Origin of the sequence: Pseudooceanicola sp. HF7 (assembly GCF_011806405.1) — a bacterium.
Classification (GTDB): Bacteria; Pseudomonadota; Alphaproteobacteria; order Rhodobacterales; family Rhodobacteraceae; genus Pseudooceanicola.
Genome location: NZ_JAATOW010000038.1, coordinates 29,675 through 44,013, shown reverse-complemented (window position 1 = coordinate 44,013; position 14,339 = coordinate 29,675). Strand labels below are relative to the sequence as shown.

The following is a 14,339-nucleotide window of genomic DNA, read 5'->3' as shown; positions in this document are numbered from 1 at the left end:
CAGCTGCAGATCCGCGCGCCCGTCACCGGCATCGTCTACGGGCTGCAGGTCACCGGGCCGGGATCGGTCATCACCCCGGCAGAGCCGCTGCTGAACATCGTGCCGGAAGACCGCCCGCTGGTCATCGGCGCCCAGGTCGCCCCGATCCATGTCGATGCGCTGCACCTGGGCCAGGACGTGCTGCTGCGCTTCCCGGCCTTCGACCAGCGCACCACGCCGGAACTGGAAGGGACCCTGACCCGGATCAGCGCCGATGCCTTCCGGGACGAGAGCAGCGGCGCGACCTATTTCCAGGTCGAGATCCGCCTGAACGAGGGCGAGGCAGAGAAACTGCCCGGCAACCTTCGCCTGATCCCCGGCATGCCGGTCGAGGCCTACCTGCGTACCGGCGACCGGTCGCCGCTGGCCTACCTGGTCAAGCCCTTCACCGATTACTTCGCCCGGGCCTTCCGCTGATCCCCGCTGCCCGGCCCCTCGCTTTGGGCCGGTGCAGGGAACTGGCGGCGCAGGTTCAGCGGGCAGCCCCCTGCGCTGCGCGCGCCCGCCCGCTTTCGCGGTTGCAATCGCCGGCACGCCTAGTAGCGTCGCGGCAATTGCGACACCCACACCTGCGACCGTGAGAGGTATTTCCATGACCACCGATATCGACGCCCGCCTGGAAGAACTTGGCCTGACCCTGCCCGAAGCCATGGCGCCCGTTGCCAACTACGTGCCCTTCGTCCAGGTCGGCAACATGCTCTTCGTGTCCGGCCAGATCTCCAAGGATGACAGCGGCCCGATCGAGGGCAAGGTCGGCGCAGAGCTGTCCCCGGAACAGGGCGCCGAAGCGGCGAAAAACTGCGGCCTGGCCCTGCTGGCACAGGTCAAGGCGGCCTGCGGCGGCGACTGGAGCAAGTTCAAGCGCGTGGTCAAGCTGACCGGCTTCGTGAACTCCACCCCGGAATTCGGCGGCCAGCCCGTGGTCATCAACGGCTGCTCGGACCTGCTGGTCGAAGTGCTGGGCGATGCCGGCCGTCATTCGCGCTCTGCCGTCTCTGCCGGGGCGCTGCCCGGCAATGTCGCGGTAGAGATCGAAGGCATCTTCGAGCTCGCCTGACAGATGCCCAGCACCCCTGCCCTTCCCGGCGCCTTCCTGAGGGCGCCGGTTGCCCATCGCGCCTATCATGACCGCGATGCGGGCCGCCCCGAAAACAGCATCGAAGCCGTGCAGGCCGCCATTGACGCGGGCTACGGGATAGAGATCGACCTGCAGCTGTCTGCCGATGGCGTGGCCATGGTCTTTCACGACGCCACCCTGGATCGCGTGACCGGCGAAAGCGGCCCCATCAACGGCAAGACCGCCCGCCAGCTGGGGGAAATCCCGCTGACCGGCGGCAAGGCGGGGATCCCCACCTTTGCCGAGGTGCTGGAGCTGGTCGCGGGCCGCGTGCCCCTGCTGGTGGAGATCAAGGACCAGCACGGCGCCATGGGCCCGGTGCCTGGCGCGCTGGAAGAGGCCGCCGCGCAGGATGCCATGGGCTACGAGGGGCCGCTGGCGTTCATGTCCTTCAACCCGCACAGCATGGTGCAGATCGCCCGCCAGGCGCCGCAGTTTCCGCGCGGGCTGACCACCGCCGCCTATGATCCGGAGCACTGGTCCCACCTGTCGGACGACCGCCGCGCAGAACTGGCCGCGATTTCCGCGCTGGAAGACGTGGGCGCCAGCTTCATCAGCCACCAGGCCAATGACCTGACCCGCGAAAGGATCACCGGCTTGCGCGACAGCGGCTTCCCGGTCCTGTGCTGGACCATCCGCTCTGCAGAAGAAGAAGCGCTTGCGCGGGCCCATGCCGACAATGTGACCTTCGAACATTACCCGGCGCCCATTCCCGCTTGATCCCGGGGCGGGGTGACACAGATACTGCCCCCATGGATACTTCCCGCGATCAGAGCGTCGAGATCCGCCTGCTGCCCTCCCTGTCGGAGATCACGCAGGCGGATTGGGACAGCTGCGCCTGCCCCGAGGCCGCCGATGGCGGGCGGCCGCTTGATCCCTTCACCACCTGGCGCTTTCTCAAGGCGCTGGAGGACAGCGGCTCTGTCGGGACGGGGACCGGCTGGCAGCCCTTCTACCTGACCGCCCGCATGGGCGGAGAGCTGATCGGCGTGGCCCCGGCCTATGCCAAGTCCCACAGCCAGGGCGAATACATCTTCGATTTCAACTGGGCCCATGCCTATGAGCGCGCGGGCGGCCAGTTTTACCCCAAGCTGCAGATCGCCGTGCCCTTCACGCCCGCCACCGGCCGGCGCTTCCTGGTGAAACCCGGGTTCGAGGCAGAGGGGCTGTCCGCCCTGGTGCAGGGCGCGGTGCAGCTCTCCGCGGATCGCGGCCTGTCCGGCGTGCATGCCACCTTCTGCACCGAAGCCGAGGCCGTCGCCGGCGAGGCCATGGGCCTGATGCGGCGCTATTCCACCCAGTTTCACTGGCTGAACCGGGATTACGCGGATTTCGATGATTTCCTGGCCGGCCTCAGTTCGCGAAAGCGCAAGAACATCCGCAAGGAACGCCGCGAGGCCCAGGCCTTTGGCGGAACGATCCACGCGCTGACCGGCGATGACATCCGCCCGGAGCACTGGGACGATTTCTGGCGCTTCTACATGGATACCGGCAGCCGCAAGTGGGGCACACCCTACCTGACGCGCGACTTCTTCGACATCGTGCAGGAAGAGATGCGCGATGACGTCCTGCTGGTGCTGGCCGAACGCGACGGGCGCAACGTGGCCGGGGCGCTGAACATGATCGGGCGCGAGGTCCTGTTCGGGCGCTACTGGGGCTGCATCGAACACCATCCCTGCCTGCATTTCGAACTGTGCTATTATCAGGCCATCGACCATGCCATCGCCACCGGCAAGCTGCGGGTCGAGGCCGGCGCGCAGGGCGAACACAAGCTGGCGCGCGGCTACCTGCCCGCCCACACCCATTCGCTTCACTGGATCGCCGATCCGGGCCTGTCCCAGGCGGTGGGGGAATTCCTGCGGGCAGAAGCCCGCGCCGTCGACGAGGATATCGAGGTGCTGACCGCATTCGGACCCTTCCGACGGGACACACAGGAGGAACAGCAATGACCGAACTTCTCAGCGCATCCGTCAAGGACACCCTGTTGAAACCCTTGTTTGAAACCGGCTGGCAGCTTGATGAAGAGGGCAAGACCCTGAGCAAGACCTTCACCTTCGCCGATTTCACCGAGGCCTTCGCCTTCATGACCCGGGCCGCCCTTTGGGCGGAGAAATGGGACCACCACCCGGACTGGAGCAATGTCTACAAGACGGTCAACGTCAGGTTGACAACCCATGACATGGGCGGCTTAACCTCGCTTGATGCGAAACTTGCACGTAAAATGGACCAATTGCTGACATGAATTTTGACGAATTGCTGAATACCGAGGTCTGGAACGGCCAGACGATCGGTTCCTACCTCACCCTGGACATGGTCACTTCCCTCGTGGGCAATATCGTCGCTGCGCTGCTGATCCTGGTCGTCGGCCTGTGGCTGTCGGGTTTCGCCAAGCGCCGGATCATGGGGCTGTCCAAGAAGCACAAGCAGCTGGATGACACGCTGTTCTCCTTCCTCGGGTCGATCCTGGGCTACACGATCATCGGCTTCACGCTGCTCTTCGTGCTGAACACCTTCGGGGTGCAGACGACCTCCATCATCGCGCTGCTGGGTGCCGCGGGCCTGGCCATCGGCCTGGCGCTGCAGGGCACGCTGTCCAACGTGGCGGCGGGCGTCATGATCGTCTTCTTCCGCCCCTTCAAGAACGGCGACTTCGTCGAGATCGGCGGCCAGATGGGCACGGTCATGTCGATCAGCCTGAACAACACGGAGCTGGCAAGCCTGTCCAACACCCAGGTGATCATTCCCAACAGCCAGGTCTGGGGCAACACGATCACCAATTATTCCGTCTACCCGACGCGGCGCGCGGAATGGACCTTTGGCGTCAGCTACGACAGCGACCTGAAGAAGGCAGAGCAGATCATCAAGGACACGATCATGGCCGACGAGCGCGCCATGTCCGATCCGGAGCCCTTCATCCAGGTCACCAACCTGGGCGACAGCTCCGTCGATTTCCTGGTCCGTGTCTGGTGTGACCGGACGGTGCTTTTCGGCTTCCAGGCCGACATGACCCGCAAGGTGAAGGAGGCGCTGGACGCAGGTGGGATCGAGATCCCCTTTCCCACGCGCACGATCTCTGTGAAAACCGAGGAAGAGGCCGCGCAGCTCAGCGCGTGACCTCTGCGCCCGGTGGTGCAGGAAACAGGGGCCGGTCCGAAAGGGCCGGCCTTTGTCATTCCGCCCTGCCGGGACTGGCTGGCAGCGCGCGCGGCTGTCCGGTCAGTGCCGGCGGTTGGCCAGGTGGGACAGCACCACGTCGGGGGCCTTGCTTTCGGCCAGGCGGATCGCCTGGTCCAGCCAGCTGCCGTATTCGGCGGCCGGATCCCGGAAGGTGCCTTCCCGCAGCTCCGCCACCAGCCAGCGGATATGGCGCAGGGTGGCGGCACGCATTGCAGTGACGATCACGTTGTCATCCACCAGCATGGTGGTGGCCTCAAGCAGCCAGGCGAGCGCGCGGTAAAGCCGGGCCTCTGGCGTGCCGTCCTGCTGATCCAGCGCCGCGCGCGACTTGCGCAGCAGCCCCAGCACATCCTCAAGCACCGCGCGCCCGGTCACCGGGCAGGCCGCCCCGGCCCCCAGCAGCGCGCGAAAGGCGGCTTCGTCAGCCTCCCGGCGTTCGGGCCGCAGCGGCGTGGCGATCGTGCCCACGCCCGAGCGCGTCTCGACCAGGCCTTCGTAGGACAGCATCTGAAGCACTTGGCGGATCGGCGTGCGCGACAGGCCGAATTCCTCAGCCAGCTGCCCTTCGTGCAACAGCATCTCTCCGGGCCCCGGATAGAGGCAGATCCGTTCGCGCAGGATCACGGCGATTTCGGCACTGGTCTTCTTCATCTTCCTCACCCGAAGCCCGCCCGGTTCCGGCACGGCCAAAGCGGTGCTTTCCGGGCTGTTGCCAGACACACATGCGGCAAGCACGATCTGGCTATTTTGTTGTATCGCGCACAAACTAGCCGAAATTTCCCGGATCGTAACGCATGGAAATGCCCCATGGCCGACAAGACCCCGCCTGACCCTGCGACAGGGCAGCCCGATGCCCTCCTGTCCAGCGGGACAGAGGCGCTGTCGATCCGCGCCGTCATGGCCGTGCCGGGCGGCGGGCGCTGCATCCTTGCGGGATTTCCCGGCCTGTCCAGCGGGGTCGATGGCAGCAGCTACATGGATCCGGAGATCCTTTCCGCCACGCTGGACTGGTGCCGCGCGGCCGGGGCCAGCCGCTGCCTGGCCCTGCCAGAGGCCAAGGAGCTGCCCGAGGGCGCGCTGCCCCTGCTGGCCGCGGGGCTGGAGCGCTGCGGTATCGCCCTGTCCCATCACCCGATCCGGGATTATTGCGCCCCTGACGAGGGTTTCATGCAGCATTGGGCCAGCCTTGGCCCCCGGCTGCATGCGCTGCTGGACAGCGGCGGCACCTGCGTTCTGACCTGTCTTTACGGGGCCGGGCGCAGCGGGCTTGTCGCCGCACTGCTGCTGATCGAACGCGGCATGGCGCCGGACGCGGCCATCGCCCATGTGCGCGCGGCCTTCAGCGAAGCGGTGGAAAGCAAGGTGCAGATGCGTTGGCTTCAGGCGCTATCCCCGGGGCGCCCCGCCGCGCCCTGACGGGGCCTGCGGAGCGGGTTTGCCCGCCCTGCAACGCCATGCTCAAATTTCAGGCGGCGGGGCCCTGACGTTTCCGTGATCAGAAAAACGAAACGCTCAGGCTTTGACTCCGAACCTGTATACAAGCTATCCATGGAGCAATCGTAGAGCTGGGGATCCGCCGCCCTTGGGGACATATGGGCGCGGCGTTTGACGGTGCGAGCGAACAGCCGCGCCAGTCCAGGGGACAATACGAGGGACAGAAAGACATCCGGAGACTGCAGCCTTTGACAGCGGCGAGACAGGGTCCGAAACACTCCCGGCCCCTGCTTGCGCAGGGCCGGGTTTTTCATTTCGACCGCCTGCCACCCCGGCAGGCGAGTGGCGGACCCGGGGGCCCGCCGAAATGGTCAGATCGCGTCCAGCAGGCTTTCGCCGCCTGAGATCTCGCAGGTGCCGGCGTTCTCTTCCAGGTGCAGCACCTTGACCACGCCGTCTTCGGCATAAAGGGCATAGCGCTTGGAGCGATCGATCAGGCCCACCGGCGGGGCAGAGAACTCAAGGCCGATCGCCTTGGTGAATTCCGAATGCGGATCGCCCAGGAAGGTCAGCCCGGCCTCTGTCGCGCCGGTGCTTTCGCCCCAGGCGCTCATCACGAAGGGATCGTTGACGGAGACGCAGATGATCTCGTCCACGCCCTTTTCGTCAAAGCCCGGCTTGGTGCGCATGAAGCTGGGCACATGGGCGGTGGTGCAGGTGCCGGTGAAGGCGCCCGGCAGGCCGAAGATCACGACCTTGCGGCCCGCAAGCTTGTCTTTCAGTGCAACCTGCGCCGGTCCCTCGGCGCCCATGCCCACCAGTGTCGCATCCGGCAGGGTGTCTCCAGTCTTGATCGTCATGTCTTGCGTCCCCTTCTCTATTTTGCGCGTCGATTTGCGTTTCCCGTGTGCGGGACTATAGCTTGGCCATTCGGACGTACCAGATGAGAGCGAGGGATTTTCGCATGACTGACATTGCCGTGATCGGGGCCGGGCAGGCAGGTGCCTCTCTTGTTGCCAAGCTGCGTTCGGAAGGTTTCGAGGGCTCCATCACCGTTTTCGGGGCGGAAAGCGCGCCGCCCTACCAGCGCCCGCCCCTGTCCAAGAAGTACCTGCTGGGCGAGATGGAGGAAGCCCGGCTCTACCTGCGGCCCGAAAGCTGGTACGCCGATCATGACATCACCCTGCGCCTGGGCACGCCCGTCTCGGCCATCGCGCCCGCCGCGAAAGAGCTGGTCCTGGGCGATGAGGTGGTGCATTACGGCCAGCTGGCCCTGACCACCGGATCGGTGCCACGTCACCTGCCCAAGGCGCTTGGCGGCGAGTTGCAGGGCGTTTTCGCCGTGCGCAGCCTGGCGGACGTGGATGCGATGGCACCGCAGTTCCGCGAAGGCGCAAGGCTGCTGATTGTGGGCGGTGGCTACATCGGGCTTGAGGCCGCGGCGGTGGCGGCGAAGCTGGGCCTGAAGGTCACGCTGATTGAGATGGCCGACCGCATCCTGAAACGCGTCGCCTGCCCCGAGACCTCAGATTACTTCCGCGAGCTTCACCTGGTCCAGGGTGTCGACCTGCGCGAGAACACGGGTCTTGAGCGCCTGACCGGCGACACCCGGGTCACCGGGGCCGTACTAGGCGACGGGACAGAGCTTGAGGTGGATTTCGTCATCGTCGGCATGGGCATCCTGCCGGATGAGAAACTGGCCGAGGAAGCGGGCCTGGACATCCGAAACGGCATCCAGTGCGATGAACATGGCCGCACCAGCGATCCGCATATCTTCTCTGCCGGCGATTGCGCCAGCTTCCCCTGGAAGGGCGGGCGGCTGCGGCTGGAAAGCGTGCAGAACGCCATCGACATGGCGGAGAACGTCGCGCTGAACATGCTGGGGCGCGATGTGCCCTATGTGCCCAAGCCCTGGTTCTGGTCCGACCAGTTCGACGTGAAACTGCAGATCGCCGGGCTGAACACCGGCTATGATCACGTGGTGCAGCGCCGGGGCGACAAGGGCGCGCTCAGCAACTGGTATTTCGCCGGCGACACCCTGCTCGCGGTGGATGCCATGAACGATCCGCGCGGCTACATGGTGGGCAAGCGCCTGATCGAGGGCGGCAAGACCGCGGATCCGGCAAAACTGGCCGATCCGGCCGTGGATCTGAAGGAGCTGATGAAGGGCTGATGCGGATCATCGGGGGCGAATATCGCGGCCGCAAGCTGGCGGCCCTGGGCAAGGGCGATGCGGGCGCGCACCTGCGCCCCACCACGGACCGGGTGCGCGAAAGCCTGTTTTCCATGCTCATGGGCGGGCGCTTCGGCGATCCGGTCAGCGATGCCGTGGTGCTGGACCTTTTCGCGGGCACCGGCGCGCTTGGGCTTGAGGCCCTGTCGCGCGGGGCCAGCCATTGCACCTTTGTCGATGACGGGCGCGTGGCGCAGCGGCTGATTTCCCAGAACGTGGCAGAGCTGCGCGCCAAGGACAAAACGCGGCTGCTGCGCTGCAACGCCACCCGCCTGCCGGCCTGCGATCGCGCCCCGGCCACGCTGGTCTTCCTGGATCCGCCCTACGGGCGCGGGCATGGCGCGGTGGCTCTGGCCTCTGCGCTGGAGCAGGGCTGGCTAGCGCCGGAGGCCTTCGTCGTCTGGGAGGAAAGCGCGACACAGGCCGCGCCAGAGGGCTTTGCCCTGCTGGAACACAAGCGCTACGGCGACACCTGGGTCACCCTGCTCGAACGCAGCCCAAAGGACGCGGAAGAAGACGGGGACGAGGGCGACGCGGCCTGACCCCCCAACGCAAGAGGGGCCCCGAAGGGCCCCGCCATGTCATCAGATCCCGAAGATCCCGCCGGTTCAGCCGGCCTTGTAAGTCGGGTGGAACAGCCCGCCGGGCGAGGTGGTGAAGATATCCACGCCGTCCGCGGTCACGCCAACCGAATGTTCGAACTGCGCTGACAGCGACTTGTCGCGGGTGACGGCGGTCCAGTCATCGGCCAGCACCTTGGTTTCCGCGCGGCCCAGGTTCACCATCGGCTCAATCGTGAAGATCATGCCCTCTTCCAGCGTCGCGCCAGTACCCGGGCGGCCGTAGTGCAGCACGTTGGGCGGCGCGTGGAACACCTTGCCCACGCCGTGACCGCAGAAATCGCGGACCACGGACATGCGGTGGCCTTCGACGAACTGCTGGATGGCATGGCCGATGTCCCCGAAGGTATTGCCCGGTTTCACGGCCTCGATGCCCAGCATCAGCGCGTCATGGGTGACCTGGATCAGCCGCTCCGCCTTGCGGTTGGGCTTGCCGGCCACGTACATCCGCGAACTGTCCCCGAACCAGCCATCCTTGATGACGGTCACGTCGATGTTCAGGATATCGCCGTCCTTCAGCTTCTTGTCGCCCGGGATCCCGTGGCAGACCACGTGGTTCACGGAGATGCAGGAGGCGTGCTTGTAGCCCTTGTAGCCGATGGTGGCGGAAACGGTGCCGTATTCGGTCACCTTCTCTTCGATGAAGCGGTCGATCTCTGCCGTGCTCTGGCCGGGAAAGACCAGCTCTGCCACCTCGTCAAGGATACGCGCCGTCACCTGGCTGGCCGCGCGCATGCCGTCAAAATCGGCGGGCTCGTAAATACGGATGCCTTCACGGGTCATGCGGCCACGATGTTCCTGTTTCAAATCTCTCGCCTCTGCATTGGGAGTGTGATGCTCTCCGGGCGGATCCCGGTGGCGCTTTGCGCTTCAGATAATGCAAGACGCGAGCAATTTCCAGTCAGCCGGGCCTCAGCCCGGCGGTGGGGGCAATTGGTCCCCAAGAGTAATCGCCTCCGGGCTGATCCGGCAACCGAAAGCAAGCGCCTCGACCCCGGCGGCACGGGCGCTTGCATAGCCCTGCGCATAGGCCGGATCGATATCGGCAGCGATGGCGCTGGCGCCTGCATCCGTGCGCTGGACCAAGAACAGCATCACCGCCCGGTGGCCCGCCTGGGCCATCTGCGACAGCTCTTGAAGGTGCTTGAGCCCGCGCGCCGTGACGCTGTCCGGAAATTCGGCCAGGCCCGGCTGGCGCGACAGGGTGACGGATTTCACCTCGACATAGCAATCGGGGCGGTCTGCGCCGCGCAGCAGGAAATCGATCCGGCTGGCGGTGCCGTATTTCTGTTCCGGCAGGACCTGGTCATAGCCTGTCAGGCCGGGGACCTCCCCGGCGATCAGGGCCTCGCGCAGGGCGCGGTTGGGCACGGAAGTATCGACGCCGGTGAAATGGCCGTCCGCGTGTTCCACCAGCCGCCAGCCGTACTTCAGCTTCTTGCGGGGATCGTCGTTCGGTTCGACCCAGATCCGGGTGCCTTCGTCCTTCAGACCCATCATGGAGCCGGGGTTGGCGCAATGGGCCACCGCCTCGGTCCCATCCTCAAGCCGGATGTCCGCAAGGAAGCGCTTGTAACGGCGCAACAGCGTGGCAGGCAAAAGTGGGGTTTGAAAGCGCATGTGGCGGCCCTATAGATTTTGTCATCCGGCCTCAAGATGCCGTGCCAGCCGCAAGGAGCGCCCCATGCCGAACCCCACCGCCGCAATGCTTGTCATCGGGGATGAGATCCTCTCGGGTCGGACCCGTGACGCCAACATGTTCTTCCTGGCCGGGGAACTGTGCAAGGTGGGGATCGACCTGAAGGAAGTGCGCGTGGTCAGCGATGATGCCCCGGCCATCGTGGCGGCAGTGCAGGCGCTTTCCGCCGCCTATGACGAGGTGTTCACCTCTGGCGGGATCGGGCCGACCCATGACGACATCACCGCCGATTGCATCGCCCGCGCCTTCGATCGCCCGATCGACGTGCGCGAGGATGCGCGCAAGCTGCTGACCGATCACTGGGAGGCCCGCGGGGTGGAAATCACGCAAGCCCGCCTGCGCATGGCCCGCATTCCCGAAGGCGCCAAGCTGATCGACAACCCGGTCTCCATCGCGCCCGGCTTCACCGTTGAGAACGTGCATGTCATGGCCGGGGTCCCCATGGTCTTCGAAGCCATGGTGGCCTCTGTCCTGCCGCATCTGACCGGGGGCAGCCCGCTGCTGTCCCAATCCCTGCGCATCAACCGTGGCGAAGGTGAGATCGCCGGCCCGCTGTCCGACCTGGCGCGCGACTTCCCGGCGCTGTCCATCGGCTCCTACCCCTTCCAGCGTGACGGGGTCTTCGGGGCGAACATCGTCATCCGGGGGGCCGACGGGGCAGAGGTGGACGCCGCCATGGCCCGGCTGGCAGAGCTGTTCCCGGCATGACGACACAGGCCGCAGCGGACCCCACGAAGCGCCTGATGGACGTGGTGGACGGCACCTGGCCGGCCGCCGATTACATGGCGATCGGCCCCTGGTGCCTGCGCCGTGGCGCGGGCGGGGGCAAGCGCGTCTCTGCCGCCTCGACCGATCAGCCGGTGACGCCGGCGCAGATCGCCGCTGCCGCCGCCGCCATGCAGGACCTGGGCCAGCACCCGCTCTTTCGCCTGACCGGGGACCAGCAGGCGCTGGATGACACCCTGGCCGGGCAGGGCTATCGGCTGGTCGATCCGGTCAACGTCTACCTGGCCTCCGCCACCGCCATGGCGACCCAGCCCCTGCCCCCCGCCTGTTCCGCGATGGAGATCTGGGAGCCCTTGGCCATCCAGAAAGAGATCTGGGCCGAAGGTGGCATCGGCCCCGGCCGCATCGCGGTGATGGAACGGGCCAGAGGGCCGCGCGTCTCTCTTCTGGGCCGGTGGGAGAACAGCCCGGCGGCCACCGCCTTTGTCGCGCTGCATGACGGCGTCGCGATGCTGCATGCGCTTGAGGTGCGCGCGGACTTTCGCGGCAAGCGCCTGGGCTACGCGATGATGATCCGCGCCGCCGCCTGGGCGCAGGCACAGGGCGCCGAGGAGTTCTCCGTCATCTGCACCAAGGCGAATGTCGCGGGCAACGCGCTTTATTCAAGGCTCGGCATGACGGTGATCGGCAGCTACCATTACCGCGAGCAAGCCCCGGACGCGCCGCAATGATCCCATCACGCCCCTCCCCCCTGCCAGACCCGCTGCGGCGGGTGCGCGCAGGCTGGGACCGACGCGGGCGGGGACGCGGGGGATGGGCGCGCACCGCGCCTGCGGTGGCGCTTCTGGCCTGCCTGGCCGCGCCGCTCTGCGCGGGTCCGGCCAGCGCCGCGCCGCTGGCGCTGAGCCTGCCGGCGGGCGCGACAGAGGGCCTGAACCAAACAGAGACGGCCACCCTGGCCCTGCCCACCGCCCCCGTGCGGGATGGCGACCTGCCGGTGCAGGAGCTTTCGGGACAGGTCACGACCCGCAGCTGGCGCCTGCCCGGCACAAGCCGCACGACGCTGCAGATCCTCATGCCCCTGCGCGACCAGCTGGTCGAGGCCGGCTTCACCCCGCTGCTGGACTGCGCGACCGATATCTGCGGAGGCTTCGATTTCCGCTTCGCCGCCCCGATCCTGCCGCCGCCCGACATCTACGTGGATCTTTTCGATTTCCGCGCCTTTTCCGCCCGCCGGGAGACCGAGGCCGGGACCGAAGCCGTCTTCCTGCTGGTCAGCCGGTCAGAGGCCACGGGTTTCGTGCAGATCACCCATGTCGCGCCCGAAGGTCCCCCCGCCGATGTCACCACCACGCCGGACGCCGACCCGACTCCGGTCTTCACGCCCGGTTCCGCCTTGGTGGAAACGCTGGTCGACAAGGGCCACGTGGTGCTGTCGGACCTGGCCTTCGCCACGGGCTCGTCAGAGCTTGAGGACAGCGATTACCCCAGCCTCACCGCGCTGGCGGATTTCCTGAAGGAACGGCCCGGCGCGCGCGTGGCCCTGGTGGGCCATACCGACACCGAAGGCACTCTAGAGGGCAACATGGCCCTGTCGCGCCGCCGGGCCGAGGCCGTCCGCAGCCGCCTGCAACAACGCCACGGCGTTGCGAACGGGCAATTGATGGTCGAGGGGATCGGCTACCTGGCGCCTGTCACCGGCAATGCCTCCGAAGCCGGGCGCGAACGCAATCGCCGGGTCGAAGCGGTGCTGACCGAAGAGCCCTGACGCCCGCGTCGGGCGCCTTACCAGCCCGCGTCGGCCTGCGCCGCGAAACTGCTTTCCAGGAACTCCACGAAGGCGCGCACCTTGGGCTGGGTGAACCGCCCCTCCGGGTAGACCGCGCAGATGCTCATGCGCTCCTCCGGCAGGTCAGGCAGGACCTCTGCCAGCCGCCCTTCTCGCAACGCCGCTGCACAGAGGAAGCCGGGCAGATAGGCGATGCCCAGCCCGGCCATGGCCGCATTCAGCAGCGATTGGCCGTCATTGACCGACAGCCAGCCGGCGCTACGCACCTGCCGCTGCGCGCCCGAGGGCGCGGTGAGGGTCCAGACATTGCCGCTGCCATCCTGCGAATAATGCAGCAGCTTGTGATGGTTCAGATCCTCGATCCGCTCCGGCACGCCATGGCGGCCCAGGTACTCCGGGCTGGCCACCAGCCGGCGAGAGGTCTCTGCCAGCTTGCGCCGCTGCAAGCCGCTGTCATGGCCCGGATCGCCGATGCGCACGGCCAGGTCATAGCCTTCGCTGACCAGTTCGACGTAGCGGTTGGACAGCTCCATGTTCACCGTGACATCCGGGCAATCGGCCAGGAAGCGGCCCAGCAGCGGGCTCAGGTGATGGGCGCCCAACTCCGTGGCGACAGAGATACGCAAGCGTCCGGAGGGGGCCGATTGCATCGCCGTCACCAGCGCATCGGCCTCTCCTGCCTGGGTCAGAACGTTGCGGGCGCGGTCGTAATAGGCCAGCCCGATCTCTGTCGGAGAGACCCGGCGCGTGGTCCGGTTCAGCAGCCGCGCGCCAAGACGCGCCTCAAGCGCAGAGATGTACTTGGACACGGCGGACTTGGAGATCCCCATCTTCTTCGCCGCATCGGTGAAACCGCCCTGGTCCACCACATTGGCGAAAGCTTCCATCTCCGTCAGTCGATCCATGCGCCGCACGATTCCTTCTGGCCCCACCGCAACATGACGTTTATTAGCGTCAATTCGGGCAAGAAAGGGGCAGGGCGTGGACAATATCGCGGTAAAACCAAGATCGTTCCCCGCCCGGAAACGCGGAAACAGCCTGTTCAGTATGGTGAAACAATGCCCCCCGACGCCGGACAGGGGCGCAGGGCCGCGCGCCCCTAGCCCTGCCGGGACTGGCGGCGGAAGGCGCGCTTGAGCATGTCGAGCTCTGCGCGCAGCAGCGCCACCTCTGTCGCCAGGCTGTCCTGAAGCGCATCCCCGGCCAGCACGGCAAAGCTGGCCAGCACCGTGCCGCGCGCCTTGTCCAGGATCAGCACCACGCGCACCCCGTCCCCGATGGCCCCCGGCGGCACCGGCAGTTTCACCGCCCATTCGCCCGCCGTCCCGGTCGGCTCTAGCACCGGGGCGGGCAGCGGCTGACCCTCCAGCATCGCTTCAAGCTCCGGCGCGGTGTCCTGCTTCGGCGCGCTCAGCAGGCCTTCCCAGGTGGCATTCTCAAGCCGGATCTTGGTCAGGGTGATCTGCGTCATGGATGGCTCTCCGTCATGCGTCTATCCCGGGGAT

The 14,339-nt window shown here is 66.7% G+C and carries 18 protein-coding genes; 12 read left to right on the top strand and 6 right to left on the bottom strand.

What is annotated here, in order from left to right; translation table 11 throughout:
* From HCZ97_RS17250 to HCZ97_RS17225, 6 genes are all read left to right on the top strand, one after another.
* Positions 1–456 (top strand): HlyD family efflux transporter periplasmic adaptor subunit (locus HCZ97_RS17250; RefSeq protein ID WP_167690329.1); only part of this gene is annotated, 456 nt, incomplete at its 5' end.
* Between the two features lie 175 nt (positions 457–631).
* On the top strand, positions 632–1,096 hold the full coding sequence (locus HCZ97_RS17245; RefSeq protein ID WP_167690327.1) for a RidA family protein: 465 nt from the start codon (positions 632–634) through the stop codon (positions 1,094–1,096).
* Positions 1,097–1,099: 3 nt separating this feature from the next.
* On the top strand, positions 1,100–1,876 hold the full coding sequence (locus HCZ97_RS17240; protein WP_167690325.1) for a glycerophosphodiester phosphodiesterase family protein: 777 nt from the start codon (positions 1,100–1,102) through the stop codon (positions 1,874–1,876).
* Positions 1,877–1,908: 32 nt separating this feature from the next.
* Positions 1,909–3,105 (top strand): GNAT family N-acetyltransferase, encoded by a 1,197-nt coding sequence (locus tag HCZ97_RS17235; RefSeq protein ID WP_167690324.1) that lies wholly within the window; start codon positions 1,909–1,911, stop codon positions 3,103–3,105.
* Positions 3,102–3,398 carry a 4a-hydroxytetrahydrobiopterin dehydratase gene (locus tag HCZ97_RS17230; RefSeq protein WP_167690322.1) on the top strand — a complete coding sequence of 99 codons (297 nt, stop codon included), beginning with the start codon at positions 3,102–3,104 and terminating at the stop codon, positions 3,396–3,398. Before HCZ97_RS17235 ends, HCZ97_RS17230 begins: the two co-directional genes overlap by 4 nt.
* Entirely contained in the window at positions 3,395–4,270 is an 876-nt protein-coding gene (locus HCZ97_RS17225) for a mechanosensitive ion channel family protein (protein WP_167690320.1), read from the top strand. Before HCZ97_RS17230 ends, HCZ97_RS17225 begins: the two co-directional genes overlap by 4 nt.
* 102 nt (positions 4,271–4,372) lie before the next feature.
* Here the strand turns inward: HCZ97_RS17225 and HCZ97_RS17220 are convergent, their stop codons facing one another.
* Complete coding sequence (locus HCZ97_RS17220; protein WP_167690318.1) at positions 4,373–4,984, bottom strand: GntR family transcriptional regulator; 612 nt, start codon at positions 4,982–4,984, stop codon at positions 4,373–4,375.
* 156 nt (positions 4,985–5,140) lie between these two features.
* On the opposite strand from HCZ97_RS17220, the gene HCZ97_RS17215 reads away from it, so the two are divergent.
* Positions 5,141–5,749: a hypothetical protein gene (locus HCZ97_RS17215; protein WP_167690317.1), complete on the top strand. Its 609-nt coding sequence runs from the start codon at positions 5,141–5,143 to the stop codon at positions 5,747–5,749.
* Between the two features lie 389 nt (positions 5,750–6,138).
* Here the strand turns inward: HCZ97_RS17215 and HCZ97_RS17210 are convergent, their stop codons facing one another.
* The gene (locus HCZ97_RS17210; protein WP_167690315.1) at positions 6,139–6,627 is read right to left on the bottom strand and encodes a peroxiredoxin; all 489 of its coding nucleotides are present in this window, start codon (positions 6,625–6,627) and stop codon (positions 6,139–6,141) included.
* 104 nt (positions 6,628–6,731) lie between these two features.
* Between HCZ97_RS17210 and HCZ97_RS17205 the strand changes: the two genes are divergently transcribed.
* Both HCZ97_RS17205 and rsmD read left to right on the top strand, forming a co-directional pair.
* A complete protein-coding gene (locus tag HCZ97_RS17205; protein WP_167690314.1) occupies positions 6,732–7,940 on the top strand; it encodes an NAD(P)/FAD-dependent oxidoreductase in 1,209 nt (402 codons plus the stop codon).
* The gene (gene rsmD / locus HCZ97_RS17200; protein WP_167690312.1) at positions 7,940–8,542 is read left to right on the top strand and encodes a 16S rRNA (guanine(966)-N(2))-methyltransferase RsmD; all 603 of its coding nucleotides are present in this window, start codon (positions 7,940–7,942) and stop codon (positions 8,540–8,542) included. Before HCZ97_RS17205 ends, rsmD begins: the two co-directional genes overlap by 1 nt.
* 66 nt (positions 8,543–8,608) lie before the next feature.
* Here rsmD and map read toward each other — a convergent pair whose 3' ends face one another.
* Both map and sfsA read right to left on the bottom strand, forming a co-directional pair.
* Positions 8,609–9,403 carry a type I methionyl aminopeptidase gene (map, locus tag HCZ97_RS17195; RefSeq protein WP_167690337.1) on the bottom strand — a complete coding sequence of 265 codons (795 nt, stop codon included), beginning with the start codon at positions 9,401–9,403 and terminating at the stop codon, positions 8,609–8,611.
* Between the two features lie 129 nt (positions 9,404–9,532).
* Positions 9,533–10,240, bottom strand: coding sequence for a DNA/RNA nuclease SfsA (sfsA, locus tag HCZ97_RS17190; RefSeq protein ID WP_167690311.1), 708 nt, complete (start codon positions 10,238–10,240; stop codon positions 9,533–9,535).
* A gap of 64 nt (positions 10,241–10,304) precedes the next feature.
* Here sfsA and HCZ97_RS17185 point away from each other — a divergent pair, with 64 nt between their 5' ends.
* The 3 genes from HCZ97_RS17185 to HCZ97_RS17175 are packed head-to-tail and all read left to right on the top strand — an operon-like array spanning position 10,305 to position 12,813.
* Entirely contained in the window at positions 10,305–11,027 is a 723-nt protein-coding gene (locus tag HCZ97_RS17185) for a molybdopterin-binding protein (protein ID WP_167690310.1), read from the top strand.
* Positions 11,024–11,776, top strand: a complete 753-nt coding sequence (locus HCZ97_RS17180) for a GNAT family N-acetyltransferase (RefSeq protein WP_167690308.1) — start codon at positions 11,024–11,026, stop codon at positions 11,774–11,776. Before HCZ97_RS17185 ends, HCZ97_RS17180 begins: the two co-directional genes overlap by 4 nt.
* Positions 11,773–12,813 carry an OmpA family protein gene (locus tag HCZ97_RS17175; RefSeq protein WP_167690307.1) on the top strand — a complete coding sequence of 347 codons (1,041 nt, stop codon included), beginning with the start codon at positions 11,773–11,775 and terminating at the stop codon, positions 12,811–12,813. The genes HCZ97_RS17180 and HCZ97_RS17175 overlap by 4 nt, the downstream gene beginning before the upstream one ends.
* A 17-nt stretch (positions 12,814–12,830) precedes the next feature.
* Here HCZ97_RS17175 and HCZ97_RS17170 read toward each other — a convergent pair whose 3' ends face one another.
* Positions 12,831–13,739 carry a LysR family transcriptional regulator gene (locus tag HCZ97_RS17170; RefSeq protein ID WP_167690305.1) on the bottom strand — a complete coding sequence of 303 codons (909 nt, stop codon included), beginning with the start codon at positions 13,737–13,739 and terminating at the stop codon, positions 12,831–12,833.
* A 194-nt stretch (positions 13,740–13,933) separates the two neighbouring features.
* Positions 13,934–14,305, bottom strand: coding sequence for a hypothetical protein (locus HCZ97_RS17165; RefSeq protein ID WP_167690303.1), 372 nt, complete (start codon positions 14,303–14,305; stop codon positions 13,934–13,936).
* Positions 14,306–14,339 lie beyond the last annotated feature (34 nt).

Excerpts from the sequence above, each read along its gene's own strand:
- HCZ97_RS17180 (WP_167690308.1), top strand. The coding sequence starts at position 11,024 with ATGACGACACAGGCCGCAGCGGACCCCACGAAGCGCCTGATGGACGTG.
- HCZ97_RS17240 (WP_167690325.1), top strand. The coding sequence starts at position 1,100 with ATGCCCAGCACCCCTGCCCTTCCCGGCGCCTTCCTGAGGGCGCCGGTT.
- HCZ97_RS17230 (WP_167690322.1), top strand. The coding sequence starts at position 3,102 with ATGACCGAACTTCTCAGCGCATCCGTCAAGGACACCCTGTTGAAACCC.
- HCZ97_RS17215 (WP_167690317.1), top strand. The coding sequence starts at position 5,141 with ATGGCCGACAAGACCCCGCCTGACCCTGCGACAGGGCAGCCCGATGCC.
- map (WP_167690337.1), bottom strand. The coding sequence starts at position 9,403 with ATGACCCGTGAAGGCATCCGTATTTACGAGCCCGCCGATTTTGACGGC.
- HCZ97_RS17165 (WP_167690303.1), bottom strand. The coding sequence starts at position 14,305 with ATGACGCAGATCACCCTGACCAAGATCCGGCTTGAGAATGCCACCTGG.
- HCZ97_RS17210 (WP_167690315.1), bottom strand. The coding sequence starts at position 6,627 with ATGACGATCAAGACTGGAGACACCCTGCCGGATGCGACACTGGTGGGC.
- HCZ97_RS17225 (WP_167690320.1), top strand. The coding sequence starts at position 3,395 with ATGAATTTTGACGAATTGCTGAATACCGAGGTCTGGAACGGCCAGACG.
- HCZ97_RS17185 (WP_167690310.1), top strand. The coding sequence starts at position 10,305 with ATGCCGAACCCCACCGCCGCAATGCTTGTCATCGGGGATGAGATCCTC.
- sfsA (WP_167690311.1), bottom strand. The coding sequence starts at position 10,240 with ATGCGCTTTCAAACCCCACTTTTGCCTGCCACGCTGTTGCGCCGTTAC.
- HCZ97_RS17205 (WP_167690314.1), top strand. The coding sequence starts at position 6,732 with ATGACTGACATTGCCGTGATCGGGGCCGGGCAGGCAGGTGCCTCTCTT.
- rsmD (WP_167690312.1), top strand. The coding sequence starts at position 7,940 with ATGCGGATCATCGGGGGCGAATATCGCGGCCGCAAGCTGGCGGCCCTG.
- HCZ97_RS17235 (WP_167690324.1), top strand. The coding sequence starts at position 1,909 with ATGGATACTTCCCGCGATCAGAGCGTCGAGATCCGCCTGCTGCCCTCC.
- HCZ97_RS17245 (WP_167690327.1), top strand. The coding sequence starts at position 632 with ATGACCACCGATATCGACGCCCGCCTGGAAGAACTTGGCCTGACCCTG.
- HCZ97_RS17220 (WP_167690318.1), bottom strand. The coding sequence starts at position 4,984 with ATGAAGAAGACCAGTGCCGAAATCGCCGTGATCCTGCGCGAACGGATC.
- HCZ97_RS17175 (WP_167690307.1), top strand. The coding sequence starts at position 11,773 with ATGATCCCATCACGCCCCTCCCCCCTGCCAGACCCGCTGCGGCGGGTG.
- HCZ97_RS17170 (WP_167690305.1), bottom strand. The coding sequence starts at position 13,739 with ATGGATCGACTGACGGAGATGGAAGCTTTCGCCAATGTGGTGGACCAG.